The sequence below is a fragment of the Pararhizobium sp. PWRC1-1 genome (assembly GCF_049897905.1).
In the GTDB taxonomy this organism is placed as follows: Bacteria; Pseudomonadota; Alphaproteobacteria; order Rhizobiales; family Rhizobiaceae; genus Pararhizobium.
This window is the reverse complement of record NZ_JAFCXE010000008.1, coordinates 1-18493: the sequence shown is the minus strand read 5'-3', so window position 1 is coordinate 18493 and position 18493 is coordinate 1. Positions and strand designations below refer to the sequence as shown.

Below are 18493 nucleotides of genomic sequence, written 5' to 3'. Positions count from 1 at the left end.
CGTGCATGGTTGGCGGCGTATGGAAAGTATCTTCATGGATATGAGACCCGAACCGTTCGAGCCGCCAGCGCCAATCCCCCGCACGGTGCCGCCGTCGCGTCTGCAGATCATCCGCACGGTGATGCGCAATCCTCTGGAGCTGTGGGGCGAGCCCTCCTACACGCTGCGCTGGATCGACACCAAGTTTGTCACGCAGCGTACCCTGATCGTCAACGCTCCCAATCTGATCCGCTATATCCTCGTCGAAAATGCCGCGAACTACGAAATGTCCAAGGTTCGCCGCCTCATCGTGCGGCCGATCCTGCGCGATGGGCTGCTGACCGCCGAGGGCGAGGTCTCGAAACGCTCGCGCAAAGCCATAGCGACGGTGTTCACGCCGCGCCATGCACGGGGCTTTGCCGCCAGGATGCTGTCAAAGACCGAGGAATATGCCGCGAAATATGACGAGGCCGCCGCCACGGGTTCGGTGGTGAATATCGCCACCGACATGACCGAGCTGACCTACGAAATTCTCTCGGAAACGCTGTTTTCCGGCCAGATCGCCGCCGAGACCGAGGGGTTTGCCGATAGCGTCGAACGGCTGCTGCACCGGATGGGCCGCGTCGATCCGATGGACATTCTGCTGGCCCCGTCCTGGGTGTCCCGGATCACCCGCATCGGCGGCGCCAAGGTGATGGCGGAATTCCAGGCGATCGTTGCCAAGACCATGGACCAGCGGCGGCAGCTGATGCGCTCAGACCCGGAGGCCGCACCACAGGATTTCCTGACGCTTCTCCTGCAGCTGGAGCGGCCACAGGGGCTGTCCACCGACGAGATCGCCGACAATATCCTGACCTTCATTGGCGCAGGACACGAAACCACGGCGCGGGCACTCGCCTGGACGCTCTATTGCGTCGCCAATTCTCCGCATGTGCGTGCCAATATGGAAGCCGAGATCGACGCCGTGCTGTCGAGCGGAGCCGAGCCGGTGGACTGGCTCGACCTGATGCCGCATGTGCGGGCTTCGTTCGAGGAGGCGATGCGGCTCTATCCGCCGGCACCGTCGATCAACCGGGCTGCCATCGAGGCGGATTCCTGGACTTCTTCGCAGGGCGAGCGGGTGGATATCCCCAAGGGTATTGCGGTTCTGATCATGCCCTGGACGCTGCATCGCCATGTGCTCTACTGGGACAAGCCAAGCGCCTTCATGCCGGAACGCTTTCTGCCGGAAAACCGCGACAAGCTGCACCGGTTCCAGTACCTGCCGTTCGGCGCCGGGCCGCGCATCTGCATCGGCGCGACGTTCGCGCTGCAGGAAGCGGTGATTGCGCTTGGCGTGCTGATGAAACGCTTCCGCTTCGACATGACGCCTGAGACAAAACCTTGGCCGGTGCAGCGGCTGACCACCCAGCCTAGGGGCGGGCTGCCCCTGAGGGCGTCGGCGCGCTGAAGGCCTTGCCGGGCGTTTCCGATTGCACGGCACGGATCGGCGAATCGGACGCTACCGGCTCCTGCATTTGCTTCTTCGGCCGCTTGATCGTCTTGATCGCCGCGCAGGTCGCGTCGCCAACACCCTCGCAGGGCTTGTAGACGACGATCTCGCTGCCGGCGCCATCGTCCCAGACGGCCTGGATCGCGAGCGTCTTCGCCTCTCCGGCCGGCAGCGAAATGTAGATATACTCGTTGGTATTGCTGTCGGGCAGGTTGAACGGGATCTGCGGATTGCATTTGCCGAGCGGAAAACGCTTGTCGAGCGTGTCGGAATTGACCGAGTAGCGGATTTCCGAGAGCCGGCAATGCATGGTCTGCAGTGCGGTAAAATAGATCAGCTGCTTGTCGTCGTAATTGCGGAACTGGATCCAGCCGGTCGTCTTGTTGGCATCGAGCATTGCCTTGTAGATGGCGACATCCGGAAGCACCGGCTTGTATTCTTCCTCATCGCTCGCTTCCTGCGCAAAAACAGGCATTGAGAACGCCGGGGCGTTAGCAAACGCAAGAACAAGCAAGAGCATACGTGAGAATCCAGTCATGCCATGATCCTTATTCCCGCACTGTCGCGCAGCCTGATTGCCGATGTCGGCGAAGCGATGGTCTTTCGCTGAAAGATGTCATATCACCTCGTGCATATCCTTTGAAGCCGGGTTTCCGGTACTGCCCGAATGGACGCTCTCGTGACTGACCATCTTCTCCTCGGTATCGATACCGGCGGAACCTATACCGACGCGGTTCTTTTCAGCGAGACCCATGGGGTCGTTGCCAAGGCAAAGGCGCTGACCACCCGTCACGATCTCTCGGTCGGCATTGCCGGTGCCGTTGAGGCGGTGCTTCAACAGGCAAAGGCACCCGCCTCCGCCATCGGCCTGGTGTCGCTATCGACGACGCTTGCCACCAACGCGCTGGTCGAAGGGCAGGGCGGCCGCGCCGGTCTGGTGATGATCGGTTTTGGCCCGGAAGATTTGAAGCGGGACGGCCTTCAGGAAGCATTGGGGACTGATCCGGTGATCTTCCTGCCCGGCGGCCATAATGTCCATGGCGGCGAGACGCTGCTCGATATGACGCTGCTCGACGAAGCCCTGCCACAACTGACAACCCAGGTTTCCTCCTTCGCCGTCGCCGGCTATTTCGCTGTCCGGAATCCGGCTCACGAACAACGGGTGCGCGACCGTATCCGCGAAGTCTCGCATCTGCCGGTCACCTGCAGCCACGAGCTGTCTTCCAAGCTTGGTGGCCCGCGCCGGGCGCTGACAACGCTTCTCAACGCCCGTCTCGTCTCGATGATCGACAGGCTGATCGGCGCCTGCGAAGGTTTTCTGAAAACCCGCGGCATCGATGTACCGATGATGGTCGTGCGCGGCGATGGCGCGCTGATTTCGGCGGCCGAGGCCCGGCTGCGGCCTATCGAAACCATTCTCTCCGGCCCGGCGGCAAGCCTCGTCGGCGCCCGGCACCTGACCGGCCTCGACAATGCGGTCGTCTCCGATATCGGCGGCACCACCACGGATGTAGCGGTGCTCGACAAGGGCCGTCCGCGTCTGGATGGCGAAGGCGCTGTCGTTGGCGGGTTCCGTACCATGGTCGAGGCGGTGGCGATGCGCACCTTCGGTCTCGGCGGCGATTCGGAAGTCCGCATCAACGATCGCGGGCTGCAGGCGAAGATCGATCTTGGCCCGCGCCGGTTCCTGCCGCTTAGCCTGGCCGCCGTCGAGCATGAGGCCGCCGTCATTTCCGTGCTCGAGCGGCAGCTGCGCACCGCCCATGTCGGCCGCTATGATGGCCGTCTGGCCGTGCGCACCGGCCTTCCCGATCAGCTGGCAAGCGGCCTCCAGCCGCAGGAGCAGGTTTTGTACGAGCGCATCGGTGCCGTGCCGGTGGCGCTGGAAAGCATTCTGACCAGCACCTTGCAGAAGGCGACGCTGGACAGGCTGGTGGCACGCGGCCTGGTCCATATCTGCGGTCTCACCCCGTCCGATGCCATGCATGTTCTGGGGCGGCAGGACCAGTGGAATGCAACGGCGGCCCGGCTGGGCGCTGAACTGGCGGCCCGGGTGAAGGACGGCTCGGGTAAGCCGATCGCGTCTTCAGCCGAAGCGCTGTCGGAGATGATCGTCGCCAGGCTTACCCGCCAGTCCGCCGAGGTCATTCTTGCCTCCTGCCTGGCGGAAGACGGTGCGGCCATCGATCCGGCCGTATCGCTTGCTGTCGACCGGGCGTTGAAACGCGAGCCGGGCATCGTCGCCTTCTCGCTGTCTCTGGATCGCCCGCTGGTCGGGCTCGGGGCGTCCGCACCGGTCTATTACCCGGCTATCGCCGAGATGCTCGGCGCCGAATCATCAATCCCGGCCGAAGCGGGGGTTGCCAATGCTGTCGGCGCCATCGTCGGCCAGGTGCGGGCCTCCGTTACGGTCTTTGTCACTGCGCCGGATGAGGGTATCTTCATCGTCAACGGTGCCGGCCCCAGCAGCCGGTTCCTCGATCAGGATCAGGCTTTCGCATCGGCCCGCGAACGGGCACAAATGGCAGCCCTGGCCTCGGCCCGGTCGAGTGGTGCTGATGAGCCGGCCCTGGTGATGCGCGAGGAGATCGATGCGCCGGAAATCGAGGGCAGCCGTAAGTTGGTCGAAGCCCGGTTCACTGCTGTTGCCAGTGGCCGTCCGCGAATCGCACACGATTGATTTGTTCTTTTTTGGAAATAATTCTTCGCATTCTTGCTGGATTGACAGGAAATGAAACCGTGAGAGACTGCGGCCTCTCAAATTTGAGCGTTAATTCATGGAGTTGCCGATGGGCCGGATAGAAAAGAATGGTTTGGGAATCGATGCGGATCTGCACGAATTCCTCGTCAAGGAAGCGTTGCCCGGCACCGGCGTCAACGTGGACCAGTTCTTCACGGCTTTCTCGCAGATCGTCCATGATCTCGCCCCGAAGAACCGGGAGCTGCTCGCCAAACGTGACGCGCTGCAGGAAAAGCTCGACAGCTGGTACCGGAAAAACGGCGCCCCTGTCGATATGGCGGCCTATGCAGGCTTCCTGAAGGAGATCGGCTATCTTCTGCCGGAAGGCCCGGATTTCACCGTGTCCACCAGTAATGTCGATCCGGAAATCGCCACGATCGCCGGGCCGCAGCTCGTCGTCCCCGTCATGAACGCCCGCTATGCGCTGAATGCCGCCAATGCCCGCTGGGGTTCGCTCTATGACGCGCTCTATGGCACGGACGCGATTACCGAGGATGGCGGCGCTGAAAAGGGCAGGGGTTACAATCCCGTTCGCGGCCAGAAGGTCATCGCCTGGGCACGCGGTTTCTTGGATGCCAGCGCCCCGCTTTCGGCCGGCGGCTGGGGCGATGTGACGGCGCTTGCCGTTGATGGCGCATCTCTGTCGATCTCGACCGCATCAGGTCCGGTAAAACTCACTGACGCTGCTCAGTTCGCCGGCTATCGCGGCGACAAGGCTTCGCCGTCGCATCTGCTTCTGAAGAAGAACAACCTGCATATCGAGATCGTCATCGATGCCTCGACGGCAACCGGCAAGGACGACAAGGCGCATATCTCCGACGTCATCCTCGAATCGGCCATCACCGCGATCATGGATTGCGAGGATTCGATTGCAGCCGTCGATGCCGAAGACAAGATCGTCGTCTATCGCAACTGGCTGGGCCTGATGAAGGGCGACCTGCAGGAAGAGGTCAGCAAGGGTGGCAAGACGTTTATCCGCAAGCTCAACCCGGATTTCAGCTTTGCCGCGCCGCAGGGTGGCGAGGTCATGCTGAAAGGCCGTGCGCTGATGCTGGTGCGCAATGTCGGTCACCTGATGACCAATCCGGCTATCCTGGACCGCGATGGCAACGAGGTTCCGGAAGGCATCATGGATGCCATGATCACCGGCCTGATCGCGCTCTATGACATCGGTCCGAATGGCCGCCGGATGAATTCGCGCGAAGGCTCGATGTATGTCGTCAAGCCGAAGATGCACGGTCCGGAAGAGGTTGCCTTCGCCTCGGAAATCTTCGGCCGCGTCGAGCAGGCGCTCGGCATGGCGCCGAATACGATGAAAATGGGCATCATGGACGAGGAGCGCCGCACGACGGTCAACCTGAAGGAATGCATCCGCGCTGCCAAAGAGCGCGTCGTCTTCATCAACACCGGCTTCCTCGATCGTACCGGCGATGAAATGCATACCTCGATGGAAGCAGGCCCGATGATCCGCAAGGGCGACATGAAGCAGGCGGCGTGGATTGCGGCTTACGAAAACTGGAATGTCGATATCGGCTTGGAATGCGGCCTGTCCGGCCACGCGCAGATCGGCAAGGGCATGTGGGCCATGCCCGATCTGATGGCGGCGATGCTGGAACAGAAGATCGCGCATCCGAAGGCTGGCGCCAACACCGCCTGGGTTCCCTCGCCAACCGCTGCGACGCTGCATGCGACCCACTATCACAAGGTCGATGTCTCGGCAGTTCAGAAGGACCTGAAGAGCCGGAAACGGGCAAAGCTCAGCGATATCCTCTCGGTTCCGGTCGCATCGCGTCCGAACTGGACGGCAGAGGAAATTCAGCGCGAGCTGGACAACAACGCGCAAGGCATTCTCGGTTATGTCGTCCGCTGGATCGACCAGGGTGTCGGCTGCTCGAAGGTGCCGGACATCAACAATATCGGCCTGATGGAAGACCGCGCCACACTGCGCATCTCCGCCCAGCACATGGCCAACTGGCTGCATCATGGCGTCGTTACCGAGGCGCAGATCGTCGAGACGATGCAGCGCATGGCCGCTGTCGTCGATGGCCAGAATGCCGGGGATGCGGCCTACACGCCGATGGCCGGCAATTTCGACGGCTCCATCGCGTTCCAGGCAGCACTCGAACTGGTGCTCAAGGGCCGCGAACAGCCAAACGGGTACACCGAACCCGTCCTGCATCGCCGCCGTCTGGAGCTGAAGGCAAGCGAGGCTGTGTCTGTTTGATGGGTTGACGTGGAGCTTCAGGATTTCCTGTCTCCACATTCGGCGTGCCCACGAGGAGAAAATTTTCCTATAATTATCAATTGCTTGCAGCGCACTCCCACTTCTCCCCAGCGGGGAGAAGTGCCGAACGCAGTGAGGCGATGAGGGGGCGGTTCGGCACATTCACAGCTTGTTGCCCCCTCATCCGGCCCTTCGGGCCACCTTCTCCCCGTGGGGGAGAAGAGGGTGCGGACGCAACCGTCCCGGATGATCGCTATCCCCGCGCATACCTTCGCCGCCACCAGCCACAGGGCATCGTTTCAAAAAAAAATCATCCCCGTTTTTCCCCGCCCCCAAAAGACAGGGCATACTGCTCAAGCCTCCGCCACCGGAGTGTTGCGCGAGACGGTCGTGGACAGGGGGAGGCTGGTGCCCGTCGTCGCGGCCGTAACGTGCGGTCGTGATGGCGGGGGATGGTGCCCAGGCGGGAAACCGCTTTGAAAACGTCTCCCCCGCGGCTTCCAGGCTGCGGTTTGGTTGAGCCATGCAAGTTCTGGCGCAAAGGCCGGGATGCAGCGAGACGGGGTAATCATTCGTAGGGGCCGGAAGCCCCGAGACAAGCCAAAGGCCACGCGGACGCGGTGCCATGTTGAAATTTTTTTGAGAGGTTCCGCATCCGCGTGCGCTCTCCATGCTCTTTGAAAACCGCAGGCGATTTCGCCGTGCGAAGGCGGACCCGTGTCATCTCGGCATGTCGAGGAGTCAAAAATCCCCGGACAAGCCGGGGATCTGAAACATCTGACACTCGGTCGAAGCAGCAGTTACTGCTGGACGATGACGTGGGTGTTCTTGCCCGGACGGACGCGGGCATAGAGGTCGATGATGTCCTGGTTGATCATGCGGATGCAGCCGGACGAAGCGGCGGTGCCGATCGAAGCCCATTCCGGCGAACCGTGGATGCGGAACAGCGTGTCCTTGCCTTCATCGTTGAACAGGTACATGGCGCGGGCGCCGAGCGGGTTGCGCAGGCCAGGCCCCATGCCGTTCTCGACATACTGGGCAACGTCCGGCTTGCGCACGGCCATTTCCTTCGGCGGGTGCCATGTCGGCCATTCCTGCTTCCAGGCGACGTAGGCGCGGCCTTCCCATGCAAAGCCGGCCTTGCCGACGCCGATGCCGTAGCGAACAGCCTTGCCACCAGGCAGCACGAAATAGAGGAAACGGTTTGGCGTGTTGACGACGATCGTGCCTGGCTTTTCATCCGTGACATATTCGACGATCTGGCGGTGAAAACGCTCATTGACCTTGTTGATCGGGATCGCCGGCAGGGCGTAGCCGTGATCCTCGACCGGGCCGTATCCATCGGAAAAGATCTGATTTGTCGCTACTTTTTCGCCGATGGGAGAGATCGGCGCCGTGGAGCAACTGGCCAAGGCGAGTGTAGCCGCGAGGCTGCACAGCAGAACTGCATTGCGGAAGCGCATGAGGTGTCTCTTGTAATGAAGTTAAGAATATCTGGGCTGATTCGACCATCAGCGATTATGGTTTATTTTCGATCGGCACCATGATTGCAAGTGAATGCGGTGCAGCATTCCTGCTGGATGATTCAAAAACTCCACGGAGTGTTTTTTTGCAACAAAAGCGGCCTTGTGCCAGAGTTTAAAGCATGGCGATTCTCTCTATCCACAACGATAGTCCTTTGATCGACGGGCGACAGTCGCAACGTGCGCTGATGGTTCGCCGCGGCGTGCAGCGTTACCTGCATGAATTGCGCCATGCCGTACTGCCGGAACTGACGCTTGCCAGCGGCAGGCGTGCCGACTTGATCTCCATTTCGCCGAAAGGCGAGATCTGGATCGTCGAGATCAAGACGTCGATCGAGGATTTCAAGGTGGACCGGAAATGGCCGGACTACCGGATGCATTCCGACCGGCTCTATTTCGCCACCCATCGCGGCGTGCCGCTGGATATTTTTCCAGAGGAATGCGGGCTGCTGCTGTCGGATGGTTACGACGCCGAGATGATCCGCGATGCGCCGGAACATAGGCTCCCGGCGCCGACGCGCAAATCCGTCACTCTGAATTTTGCCCGTGTCGCGGCGCAGCGGCTGATGCTGGCCGAATGGTCAGCGGACAGGGCAGGCGATACCAGCCCGAATTTGCGCGACATCGTTTCAGGCTCGCTGGACGGTGAAAGCTGACGCGCCGTTACTTCGGCGCGCGCTTGGCCAGGATGCGCTGCAGCGTGCGGCGATGCATGTTGAGCCGCCGGGCGGTCTCGGAGACGTTGCGCTCGCACATTTCGTAGACGCGCTGGATATGTTCCCAGCGAACCCGGTCGGCCGACATCGGATTTTCCGGCGGTTCGGCGCGTTCGCCGGCCCTTTGCACCAGCGCTGAGAAAATGTCATCGGCGTCGGCGGGCTTGGCGAGATAATCCACTGCGCCGAGCTTCACCGCGTTGACGGCGGTGGCGATATTGCCATAGCCGGTCAGCATGATGATGCGCGTGTCGTCACGCCGCGTGCGGATTGCTTCGATGACATCGAGACCGCTGCCGTCGCCAAGCCGCAGGTCAACGACCGCGTATTTCGGCGGGCGGGTCTTGGCCTTGGCAATGCCCTCGGCAACCGATTCGGCGATATCGACGGCAAAGCCGCGGGTTTCCATGGCGCGGGCAAGGCGGCGCAGGAACGGCGCGTCGTCATCGACGATCAAAAGGGACGTATCAGTGCCGATCAGCGAAGCATCACTGGGTGCAGCGCTGGCCGCTTCGGTGGTGTTTTCCGTCATGTCGCAATCCTCGGTGCAGTCTCTCGTTCCTGCACTCTATGTAAGTTCGCATATTCCCGCTACCGAATGCCGTAAAGTCATTTTGACAGTTTCGTGTCCATCAGGATGCGCGGCCATTCGACGCTGATGCGGGCGCCGGGCTTTTCCGGACCACCGTTTTCAAAGGCCAGCTTGGCGCCCGAGCGCTCCAGCAGCGTCTTGGCGATAAACAATCCGAGACCCAGGCCGCCAGCGCTGTCGTCTTTCTGCCGCTTGGTGACATAGGGCTCGCCGATCCGGCTGAGGATATCCGGCGCATAGCCGTCGCCATCGTCCTCGATGACAACCGAAACGATCGCCGGCGTATGGGTGACGGTGACCGTCACTTCCTTCTTGGCATAGTCTACCGCGTTCTCCAGCAGATTGCCGAGCCCGTAGAGAATGCCGGCATTGCGGTTGCCGACCGGCTCCTTGGCGCGGTCACCACGCTCGATCAGGTTGATCTGGATGCCGAACTCGCGATGCGGCGCCATGACCTCCTCAACCAGCGACGACAGGGGCAGATGCCGCATATGGTCTTCGTTTTCCGAAGACAGCGTCGTCAGGCGCCGCAGGATATCCCGGCAGCGTTCACTCTGGCTGCGCAACAGGTGAACGTCCTCGCCGAAACGCGGATCGTTGCCCAGTTCACGTTCCATCTCCTTGGCAACGACGCTGATGGTTGCGAGGGGTGTGCCGAGTTCGTGGGCGGCGGCGGCGGCAAGGCCGTCGAGTTGCGAAAGGTGCTTCTCCCGCTGCAGAACCAGTTCCGTCGCCGTCAGTGCCTCGGACAGCTCACTCGCCTCCAGCGAGACGCGGTAGGTGTAGAAGGCCGCGAACGCCGTGGTGGCAACGATGGCGAACCAGATACCAACCGTTAGTACCGTTGGCATCAGCAGCACCACGCCGGGGTACCAGGGCAGGGGGAAGGGCGAGAAGGCAAGCGCTGTAATGCCGAGAATGGCAAGGATTGCCAGCGCGATGCTGTGCCACTTCGGCTGCGAGGCGGACGAGATGATGACGGGAACGCAGACAAGCGGCGCAAAAGGATTGGCAAGGCCGCCGGTGATGAACAAAAGTGCCGTCAGCTGGGCAAGATCGATGCCGAGCAGGGTAAAGGCGGCCGGCGGCTGCAGCCGGTGTGTCGGCGGGTAGCGAATGGTTAGATAGGCGTTCACCCACGCAAGCAGGGCAATCAACGAGCAGCAGGCAATCAGCGGCAGCGGAAACTGTAGCCAGAAGGCGGTGATCATCACCGCGATCGATTGCCCGCCAACGGCCAGCCAGCGCAGCCGGACAATCGTCTGCAGGCGCAGAACCCGGCTTGTGGTGGCTTCTTCCCCGTCGAGTGCGGCCGCGATCATCCGGTTTCCTGTCGTCAATACCATTGAAGCCTCATGTACCACGCGGTTTTGCCCGTGTCGTCGGCGGCGCATTGGCCGGATCTTCCGGCCAGGGGTGTTTCGGGTAACGTCCACGCATATCGGCGCGAACGTCCTTCCAGGACCCGGCCCAGAAACCGGGCAGGTCGCGCGTCGTCTGCATCGGTTTGTGGCCCGGCGAGATCAGTTCCAGAAGCAGCGGCAGTCGCCCGCCGCCGATCGACGGATGTGTCTTCAGCCCGAAGAGTTCCTGAACACGGATCGACAGTACCGGCTCGTCGCCGTCGTAGCGGATCGGGTGGCGCTGCCCGGTCGGCGCTTCGAAATGGGTGGGCGCCAGCCGGGCAAGATCACGGGCGACCTCGTGCGGCACCAGCGATTGCAGCCCCTCCCAGAGGCTGCCCGCATTGATATCATCGATGCCGCGCGTATCGCGCTGGAAAGGCACGAACCATTCGTCCAGCCGCGATAGCAGGCTGTCATCCGACATGTCGGGCCAGGGTTCACCCAGCGTGCGGTAGAGAAAGCCGACGCGGTCGCGCAATTGCGCCGCTTCCCTCGAGAATGGCAGGACCGCAAGCCCAAGCTGGCGAACGCCATCGGCCAGCGCCCGCGCTGCCGGTTCGCCCTTGGGTTTGCCGAGCGGCGTCTCATCGAAAATAATCGCGCCAAGCCGCGTCACCCGTCGTGCGCGGACCTGCCGGCTTGGCTTGTCGAAGAAGGTCTGGTCCTCCTGGACGATCGCATGCGGCATGTGCGCTTCGACATCGGCACGTGAGATTTCCGCAGCGGCCAGAATACGCTGCCCGCCGGCACGGCCGGTCAGGTCGGCAATGACCAGCATCGAGGCGCCCGCCAGCCGCTCGGTTTCGGGCAGTTCGGCCCCACGGCCATTGGCCATGACAAACCGTCCGCGTCCGCCGCGTTGCAACGCGATCCGGTCAGGAAAGGCCCGCATTAAGAGAATACCGGGCTGAACCGGATCGCTGGAATCCCTGGCCGCACTCAAGCCCTTGGCCATCCGCCGGGCCAGCCCCCGCGAGGCATCGGCGCGGTCGCCGCGCTCGGACTTGAAGCGACGCAGCCGGTCTTCCAGATCGATGCTGCTTCCGCCCAGCCCCTGCTCGGTCAGAACCACAGCCAGAAGACATGCTTCAGTGGCCTGGCCGTCTCCCGCTGCCGAAACAGCCATGGCGGCAAGGCGCGGCGGCAGTGCCAGCTGCCGGATCTGCTTTCCGCGCGCCGTCAATGTGCCGTTGGTATCGAGCGCGCCGAGCTGAACAAGCAGAGCCTTCGCCTCCTGCCATGTCGTCACCGGCGGCGGATCGAGAAAGGCAAGGCCGGCTGGGTCCGTGACGCCCCAATGGGCGAGATCCAGCACGAGGCCTGACAGATCGCTCGAGAGAATCTGCGGCGGCGTAAACGCGGGCAGCGCTGCCGTTTGCCCCTGATGCCAGAGACGGATGGCAATGCCCGGTTCCGTGCGCCCGGCACGGCCCGCCCGCTGATCGGCGGAGGCACGCGAGACGCGCACGGTTTCCAAGCGGGTGATGCCGGTCGATGCCTCGAAAGCGGGAAGCCGTTGTAGCCCGCTATCGATGATGATGCGCACACCGTCGATGGTGATCGAGGTTTCGGCAATCGACGTGGCCAGCACGATCTTGCGTGTTCCTGCAGCAGCAGGGCGGATCGCCGCATCCTGTTCCTTCTGGCTGAGATTGCCAAACAGCGGCGTGATGATTGTTTCCGCACCGAACCGGCCGGACAACCGTTCCACTGTTCGGGTGATTTCCGCCTGTCCCGGCAGGAAGGCGAGGATCGAGCCGGTTTCCTCACGATGCGCTTCGACGATGGCCCGCGTCACGGCATCTTCCACGCGTTCCGTCGATGCCCGTTCACGATAGCGCACGTCCACCTGGAAACTGCGCCCCTGGCTTTCGATCACAGGCGCACCGCCCAAAAGCTCCGCCACCCGCTCGACATCCAGTGTCGCCGACATGACGATCAGCTTCAGGTCATCGCGCAGCGCCTGCTGCACATCGAGCGCCAGCGCCAATCCGAAATCCGCATCCAGCGACCGCTCGTGAAATTCGTCGAAAAGCACCGCCGCAATACCCGGCAATTCCGGATCATCGAGCAGCATCCGGGCAAACACGCCCTCGGTCACCACCTCGATGCGGGTCCTCGCCGAAATCCGGCTGTCGAGCCGCATGCGGTAGCCCACCGTATCGCCAACGCTTTCGCCAAGCAGGCTTGCCATGCGCCCGGCAGCCGCGCGGGCCGCCAGCCGGCGCGGCTCAAGCAGGATGATCCGGCCATCGCCGCGCCAGGGCTGGTCCAACAGAAACAGCGGCACAAGCGTCGTCTTGCCGGCGCCAGGCGGCGCCGAAAGCACGACCGCCGGAGCCTGCGCCAATGCTTCGCCGAGTACCGGTAGAATGGCCTTCACGGGCAGATCGGGAAGGGTGTCCATAGCGCTCATCGGCCGGTATCCTCGCCGATCACAACGACAGGCCCGCCAGCGGCTTGCGCATCCGCCTGATCATGGGTGACCAGAACGACCGGCAGGCCAGCGGCTTTCGCCCGTGAGAAAATTAGGATGCGGGTCTGCTGCCGCAAGTCGCTATCGAGTTTGGAGAACGGTTCGTCGAGCAACAGCAAGCGCGGCGCCGACAGCATCACACGCTGCAGCGCCACCCGGGCTTTCTGCCCACCCGATAGCGTGGCGGGATCCCGATCGAAAAACCCTTCCAGTTCGACATCCACAAGTGCCTGCTCCACCATGCGCCGCCGCTGGTCGCGTTTTGCGATTGAAGGCGTCAATCCGAACAGAAGATTACCGCCGACCGAGAGATGCGGAAACAGCAGCGGATCCTGAAACAGCATGCCGCACCGGCGTTTTTCCGCCGCAACGCCGGTCAGGTCGTCGCCCTCGATCAGGATACGGCCGCTGGCCGCAAAGGCCGGGTCGAGAAAACCGCCGAGATAAGCAAGCAGCGCCGATTTTCCGGAGCCGGATGGTCCCATGACCGTCAGGATTTCTCCCGGCCGGACGTGCACTGACAGAGACAGCAGCACTGGGCCGTTAAGGGCGATGGAAATCGCCTCCAGATGCAGGCCGTCTGTCGTGTCGGGTTTCATTCAAATCCTCATCGCGCGCCGGTCGCGGAATAGCAAGTGCGGCACCAGCGATGCAATCAGAAATCCGCCGAACGGAACCAGCGTCTGCAGAAGCGCATAGACGCCGATGGCCCGCCGGTCGCCACCGGACGACAGGGCCACGGCCTCGGTGGTGATAGTGACAATCCGCCCGGCGCCGATCAAAAGTGTCGGTAGATAGAGCCCGGCGGAAACCGCAAAACCGACGGCAAAGGCAGTGAGGCAGGCCCGCGTCAACAGCGGCAAGCGAACGTGCAGCAGGATCTGCAACGGCGATTTGCCGAGCCCCGCCGCCAGCGTTTCGTAGCGCCGGTCGAGCGACTGCCAGGGTTGCGACAGGGACAGAGTGACATAGGGCAGCACGAAAATCAGATGCACGAACAATAGCAACGCGAAGGACGCGTTAAAACCAAGCGCCACGCTGAGGATCTGCAGACCGAAGACGAAGCAGAGCTGCGGCACGATCAACGGCAGGTAGAGTACACTGCTAAAGGCGCGGCTGTCGCGAACGCCGCCCTGCCACAGCAGTCCGATAGAAAACAAGAGCGCGATGGCCGCAGAACTGCTGGCAAGCGAGATCGTCGTGGCAATCGCATCTCCAGCCTGCGGCAAGGCGCGCATCCAGGGCTGAAGCGTAACACTATCCGGCAGCAGAGATGGAAACGGCCAGAGACCGGCAATCGACCATAAGAAGAGCACAAAAAGGCCGAGAAAGACGAGTGCCGCCGCTAGGGCCATGGCTGCGCAGGCCGACCTGCGCAGCAACCGGTCATCAGCCCTACGAACACCGGATCCAGACATCCGTCGCAGCAGAACAGATCCGATCTGCTCCAGGGCCAGCCATGTCACCATCGCCGCGATAGTGAGCCCGAGCTGCAGCAGCGCGCCGGCCGACGCCAGGAATCGCATCTGCAGATCACTATCGGCCATCCATTCGGCAATACGCACCGCAAGCGGCGCCGGCAGCGCCGGACCGAGGATCATTGCTACATCGACGACCGAGCTGGCATAGGCCAAAACTGCAAACACCGGCAGCCGGATCTGCCGGTAGATCAACGGCCAGACGCTGATCAGGAACCCCCGGATGCGGCCATAGCCAAGACTGGCCGATAGCTGCCGCGCCTGGACGAGCGGCACCTGCGGCAGCGCCGCCAGCATCACCAGAAACAGGAATGGCATTTCCTTGACGATAAGACCGGCCATCATCGTCAAGCCCAGCGGGTCCTGCGGCACCAGCCAGTCGGGTGGGCTGCCATAGCCGGTGAGACCGGGCGAAACGAGACGCATCGCCAATCCGGACGGGGCAACAAGGAAGGCCAGGCCAAAGGCTGCCGCAGCATGCGGAACGGCGAGCAGGGGCGATATCAGGTGCTGGATGCGCGAAAACATCCGTGTTCCCGCATAACCGGCGATAAACAGCATGACGATGGTGAGCGATATGCCGGTGGTCACGAGCGCCGCCGCAAAACTGATCAGCGACGAGCGCAACAGGTGAGGCTGGGCCGCGAGCTCTGCAAAATGCTCAAGGGTCAGATGGTCACCGCCGAGTGCGGGCAACAGGCCAAGGGCCGGCCCGACCGTGCCTGCAAGCCCGGCCAGGATCGGCAGGCCGATCATCGCCATCACGACACCCGATACGCTGAATCGGCGGCTCACGGTTTTACCGCTGGTCTGCGGCCGGATGTGGTTTCCTTCAGTTTGCCGCCCCATAACGCTTGATCCATTCCGCCTCGATGCGCGTCATCCAGTTGGGATGCGGCTCGGCCAGTGCTGGTCCCAGCTTGTCCGGCGGCAATGTCGCGATGCCGAGATCAAGCGCTGCGAACGCGGCCCTGTCGGACTCTTGCAGCTTGCTGAGTGCCAGCACCGTCGGATCGCCCCAGATCTTCGGATCCTCCTTTCGCACCTGTGCTTGCGGCGACAGCAGGAAGTTGGCCAGTACCAGGGCGCCCGCCTTGGCATTGGCATTATAGGGAATGCCGACAAAATGGGTGTTGCCGAGCGTTCCCTTCGAAAACACGAAGGAGCGGACGCTGCCGGGCAGTTCACCGGCAGCGATACCCGCCGAAGCTTCAGCCGGATTGAACGCGAAGATGATGTCGAGTTCGCCATCGGCCAGCTTCTGCTTCATGTCGGGATAGTTTTTTGGGAAAGCCTTGCCCTTGCGCCACAGCAGCGGATGCAACTGATCGAGATAGGCAAACAGCGGCGCCACATCCGCATGGAACGTCGCATCATCGACCGGCTTCTGCAGCTTCGCCTTGTCGGCGATCAGTTCGCTCAGTACCTGTTTGAGAAAAGACGAGCCGATGAAATCCGGCGGTTGCGGATAGGAGAACCGGCCGGGATGAGCTTTTGCAAAGGACAACAAATCCTTGGCCGAATCCGGCAGGTCTTTGCGTGGCGTGCGGGCCTCATCATAGAAGAACACCAGCTTGGCCGCCCCCCAGGGACTTTCCAGTCCTTCGGTCGGAATAGTGAAATCCGTTGTCGTCGTCGGCTGATTCTCGATGTCGACCAGACCCCAGTTTGGCAGCTTCGTTGCCCAGCCCGGCGAAAACAGCAGGCCCTGGCGCTTCATCGCGGCAAAATTCTCGCCATTGATCCAGATGAGATCGACGGACCCATGCTGGTTGCGCCCGGCCGTCTTTTCGGCAAGCACGGATGTGACAGCCTTTGCAGTGTCGTCCAGTTTGACCTGCACGACCGTGATGCCGTAGCGCGCCTTCACGGCGTCGCCGGCCCATTGAATATAAGCGTTGATATTGGCCGAGCCGCCCCAGGCATTGAAATACACGGTTTCGCCGTGTGCCTCGGCCAGTACATGGTCCCAGTTGGCCGCATCGGTTGCCATGGCCGGTCCGATAGAAGCCAGCGCCAGCGGAGCCAAAAGCGCCATCCGTATAAACATCCGCCGTGTCGATCTGATCATGCTTCCCCACAAGCTTGCATCGCAATTCGCGGCCCCAACCTAAGCCAAGGCCGCGGTCCGTCAACGCCGACCGGGGTCAACCGCCATCACGATCCGGTGACGGCGATCAGCCGCGCCGCGACTGTTCAAAGGCAAGAACGGCGCCTGCCAGATCCTCAAGCGCTGCACCGACGGATTTGAACAGGGTGATTTCGCTCGGGTCTGTCCTGCCCGCATGCCGCCCGCCGGTCAGTTCAGACAGATCCGCCCGCACCGAACCGGCGGCAATGATGCCGGCCCGCAATGGCTGAACCAGATCACCGCCTTCGGTGAGCGCCCCATCGCGCGTATCGACAAACAGCGTGGCGCGCTCGACGGCCCGGTCATCGCTCTCGCGCATGCTCGGCTTGAAGGCGCCGACCAGGTCGAGATGCGCCCCATCCTTCAGCCAGTCGCCGCGGATCAGTGGCTCGGATGAGAGGGTCGCACAGGAAATGATATCGGCCTGACGGGCAGCTTCTTCTATATCGGTGGCAACGGAGACGGCGATTCCGGGAAGATCAAGCTGCGCTGCGGTCGCCTCGGCTTTACGGGCATCGCGCGCCCAGATCGTCACCTCGGAGATCGGCCGCACCGAAGCATGTGCCTCGATCAGGTTCTGCGACAGCCGTCCGGCGCCGACCATCAGCATCTGGCGCGCATCCTTGGCCGCGAGATAGTCTGCCGCCAGCGCTGATGCGGCGGCGGTGCGGCGCGCGGTAAGTTCCGCGCCGTCGATAATGGCCAGAAGCTGGCCGGTCTTGCCGGAAGAGAGCAGATAGCTACCATGGATCGCTGGCAGGTTCCGGCCGCTATTGCCCGGAAACACCGACACCATCTTGACGCCAATATAGCTGCCCGGCTGCCAAGCCGGCATCAGAAGTAGGGTCGCGGCATCTTCTCCCGGAACCGCCACGTCATGATGATGGCGCACCGGCATCTCGCAACCGTCGCGAAACATTGTTCTGAGCGCCGCGATCAGATCGGCCCAGGGTAGGGCGGCGCGCGTTTCGGCTTCATTCAGGACCAGCATCTGTCTCTCCCATGATAAAAGTCGATGGACCTTAGCAGGAGTTTTTAAGGGCACCAAAGGACAGGATGTTTTGATGTTGTGTCGGCAGGCGCATAACCGTTGAATTGCGCCCAAACGGCTCCTTCCCAATTTTGACCAATTGGGAAAGATTTGGGCGGCCGATTTCGATGATTGTGACCCGGATTCGCGTCTGTTTTGGCCCTGTATTGAAATACACTAGCAAATTCAGTTACTTATCAGAAACTTCATTTTTTTGAAATTGTCGTGTTGACTTGTTTCGGGTGTGTCGCCTATAAACCGCTCACCAACGAGGGCGGCGGCGCTGCTGGCGACCGACGAACTCGCTCTGAAGTTTCTTACGAAAGTTTAGTGCGGATTGTGGGTTTCAGGCGGGAACGCTGGTGGCTCTCGGGGTAAGGTTTTCGACGGTTTGACCGTCTGTTTTTTGACAATTGAATAGAGAGAAAGAGAAACGTGGGCGGCGGATGTTCGCAACTGGATTAAGTTCCGGTTTTAAGTCGACAATGGCGGTCACGTTTCTATGAGAAGTTACATCGTTCTTGCTTTAGCATCTTTAGTGGTGTGGGCAGTTCGGCGCCGGATGGCGACGGATTGTTTGAGTGAGGATATGTGAAGTTCTCGTCGATTCAGACGTGACCATTAAAGCCAGACTAGATTTTCAACTTGAGAGTTTGATCCTGGCTCAGAACGAACGCTGGCGGCAGGCTTAACACATGCAAGTCGA

13 protein-coding genes and 1 rRNA gene are annotated in these 18493 nt (G+C 61.8%); 5 read left to right on the top strand and 9 right to left on the bottom strand.

Features of this window, described 5'->3' with window-relative positions:
* Positions 1-34 precede the first annotated feature (34 nt).
* Positions 35-1429, top strand: coding sequence for a cytochrome P450 (locus tag ACP7E0_RS14045; protein ID WP_426125654.1), 1395 nt, complete (start codon positions 35-37; stop codon positions 1427-1429).
* On the opposite strand, the gene ACP7E0_RS14040 is transcribed toward ACP7E0_RS14045, so the two are convergent.
* Positions 1392-1946, bottom strand: a complete 555-nt coding sequence (locus tag ACP7E0_RS14040; RefSeq protein ID WP_426125653.1) for a hypothetical protein — start codon at positions 1944-1946, stop codon at positions 1392-1394. The two genes, ACP7E0_RS14045 and ACP7E0_RS14040, sit on opposite strands and share 38 nt — an antisense overlap.
* A 204-nt stretch (positions 1947-2150) precedes the next feature.
* Here ACP7E0_RS14040 and ACP7E0_RS14035 point away from each other — a divergent pair, with 204 nt between their 5' ends.
* Together ACP7E0_RS14035 and ACP7E0_RS14030 are read left to right on the top strand one after the other, a co-directional pair.
* Positions 2151-4151, top strand: a complete 2001-nt coding sequence (locus ACP7E0_RS14035) for a hydantoinase/oxoprolinase N-terminal domain-containing protein (RefSeq protein WP_426125652.1) — start codon at positions 2151-2153, stop codon at positions 4149-4151.
* Between the two features lie 109 nt (positions 4152-4260).
* A complete protein-coding gene (locus tag ACP7E0_RS14030) occupies positions 4261-6435 on the top strand; it encodes a malate synthase G (protein WP_426125651.1) in 2175 nt (724 codons plus the stop codon).
* A gap of 800 nt (positions 6436-7235) precedes the next feature.
* Here the strand turns inward: ACP7E0_RS14030 and ACP7E0_RS14025 are convergent.
* Positions 7236-7898 (bottom strand): L,D-transpeptidase, encoded by a 663-nt coding sequence (locus ACP7E0_RS14025; protein ID WP_426125650.1) that lies wholly within the window; start codon positions 7896-7898, stop codon positions 7236-7238.
* A 182-nt stretch (positions 7899-8080) separates the two neighbouring features.
* Between ACP7E0_RS14025 and ACP7E0_RS14020 the strand changes: the two genes are divergently transcribed.
* A complete protein-coding gene (locus ACP7E0_RS14020) occupies positions 8081-8614 on the top strand; it encodes an MmcB family DNA repair protein (protein WP_426125649.1) in 534 nt (177 codons plus the stop codon).
* A 7-nt stretch (positions 8615-8621) separates the two neighbouring features.
* On the opposite strand, the gene ACP7E0_RS14015 is transcribed toward ACP7E0_RS14020, so the two are convergent.
* The 7 genes from ACP7E0_RS14015 to ACP7E0_RS13985 form a co-directional block, all read right to left on the bottom strand.
* Positions 8622-9206: an ActR/PrrA/RegA family redox response regulator transcription factor gene (locus tag ACP7E0_RS14015; RefSeq protein WP_426125648.1), complete on the bottom strand. Its 585-nt coding sequence runs from the start codon at positions 9204-9206 to the stop codon at positions 8622-8624.
* A gap of 77 nt (positions 9207-9283) precedes the next feature.
* Entirely contained in the window at positions 9284-10588 is a 1305-nt protein-coding gene (locus ACP7E0_RS14010) for an ActS/PrrB/RegB family redox-sensitive histidine kinase (protein WP_426125853.1), read from the bottom strand.
* A gap of 31 nt (positions 10589-10619) precedes the next feature.
* Positions 10620-13079 carry an ATP-dependent helicase HrpB gene (gene hrpB, locus ACP7E0_RS14005; RefSeq protein WP_426125852.1) on the bottom strand — a complete coding sequence of 820 codons (2460 nt, stop codon included), beginning with the start codon at positions 13077-13079 and terminating at the stop codon, positions 10620-10622.
* Positions 13080-13084: 5 nt separating this feature from the next.
* Positions 13085-13747 (bottom strand): ATP-binding cassette domain-containing protein, encoded by a 663-nt coding sequence (locus tag ACP7E0_RS14000; protein ID WP_426125647.1) that lies wholly within the window; start codon positions 13745-13747, stop codon positions 13085-13087.
* A complete protein-coding gene (locus tag ACP7E0_RS13995; protein ID WP_426125851.1) occupies positions 13748-15388 on the bottom strand; it encodes an ABC transporter permease in 1641 nt (546 codons plus the stop codon).
* A 70-nt stretch (positions 15389-15458) separates the two neighbouring features.
* Positions 15459-16664 carry an ABC transporter substrate-binding protein gene (locus ACP7E0_RS13990; RefSeq protein ID WP_426125646.1) on the bottom strand — a complete coding sequence of 402 codons (1206 nt, stop codon included), beginning with the start codon at positions 16662-16664 and terminating at the stop codon, positions 15459-15461.
* Positions 16665-16803: 139 nt separating this feature from the next.
* Positions 16804-17748 (bottom strand): ornithine cyclodeaminase family protein, encoded by a 945-nt coding sequence (locus ACP7E0_RS13985; RefSeq protein ID WP_426125645.1) that lies wholly within the window; start codon positions 17746-17748, stop codon positions 16804-16806.
* Positions 17749-18428: 680 nt separating this feature from the next.
* On the opposite strand from ACP7E0_RS13985, the gene ACP7E0_RS13980 reads away from it, so the two are divergent.
* Positions 18429-18493 (top strand): 16S ribosomal RNA (locus ACP7E0_RS13980); the annotation flags it as partial.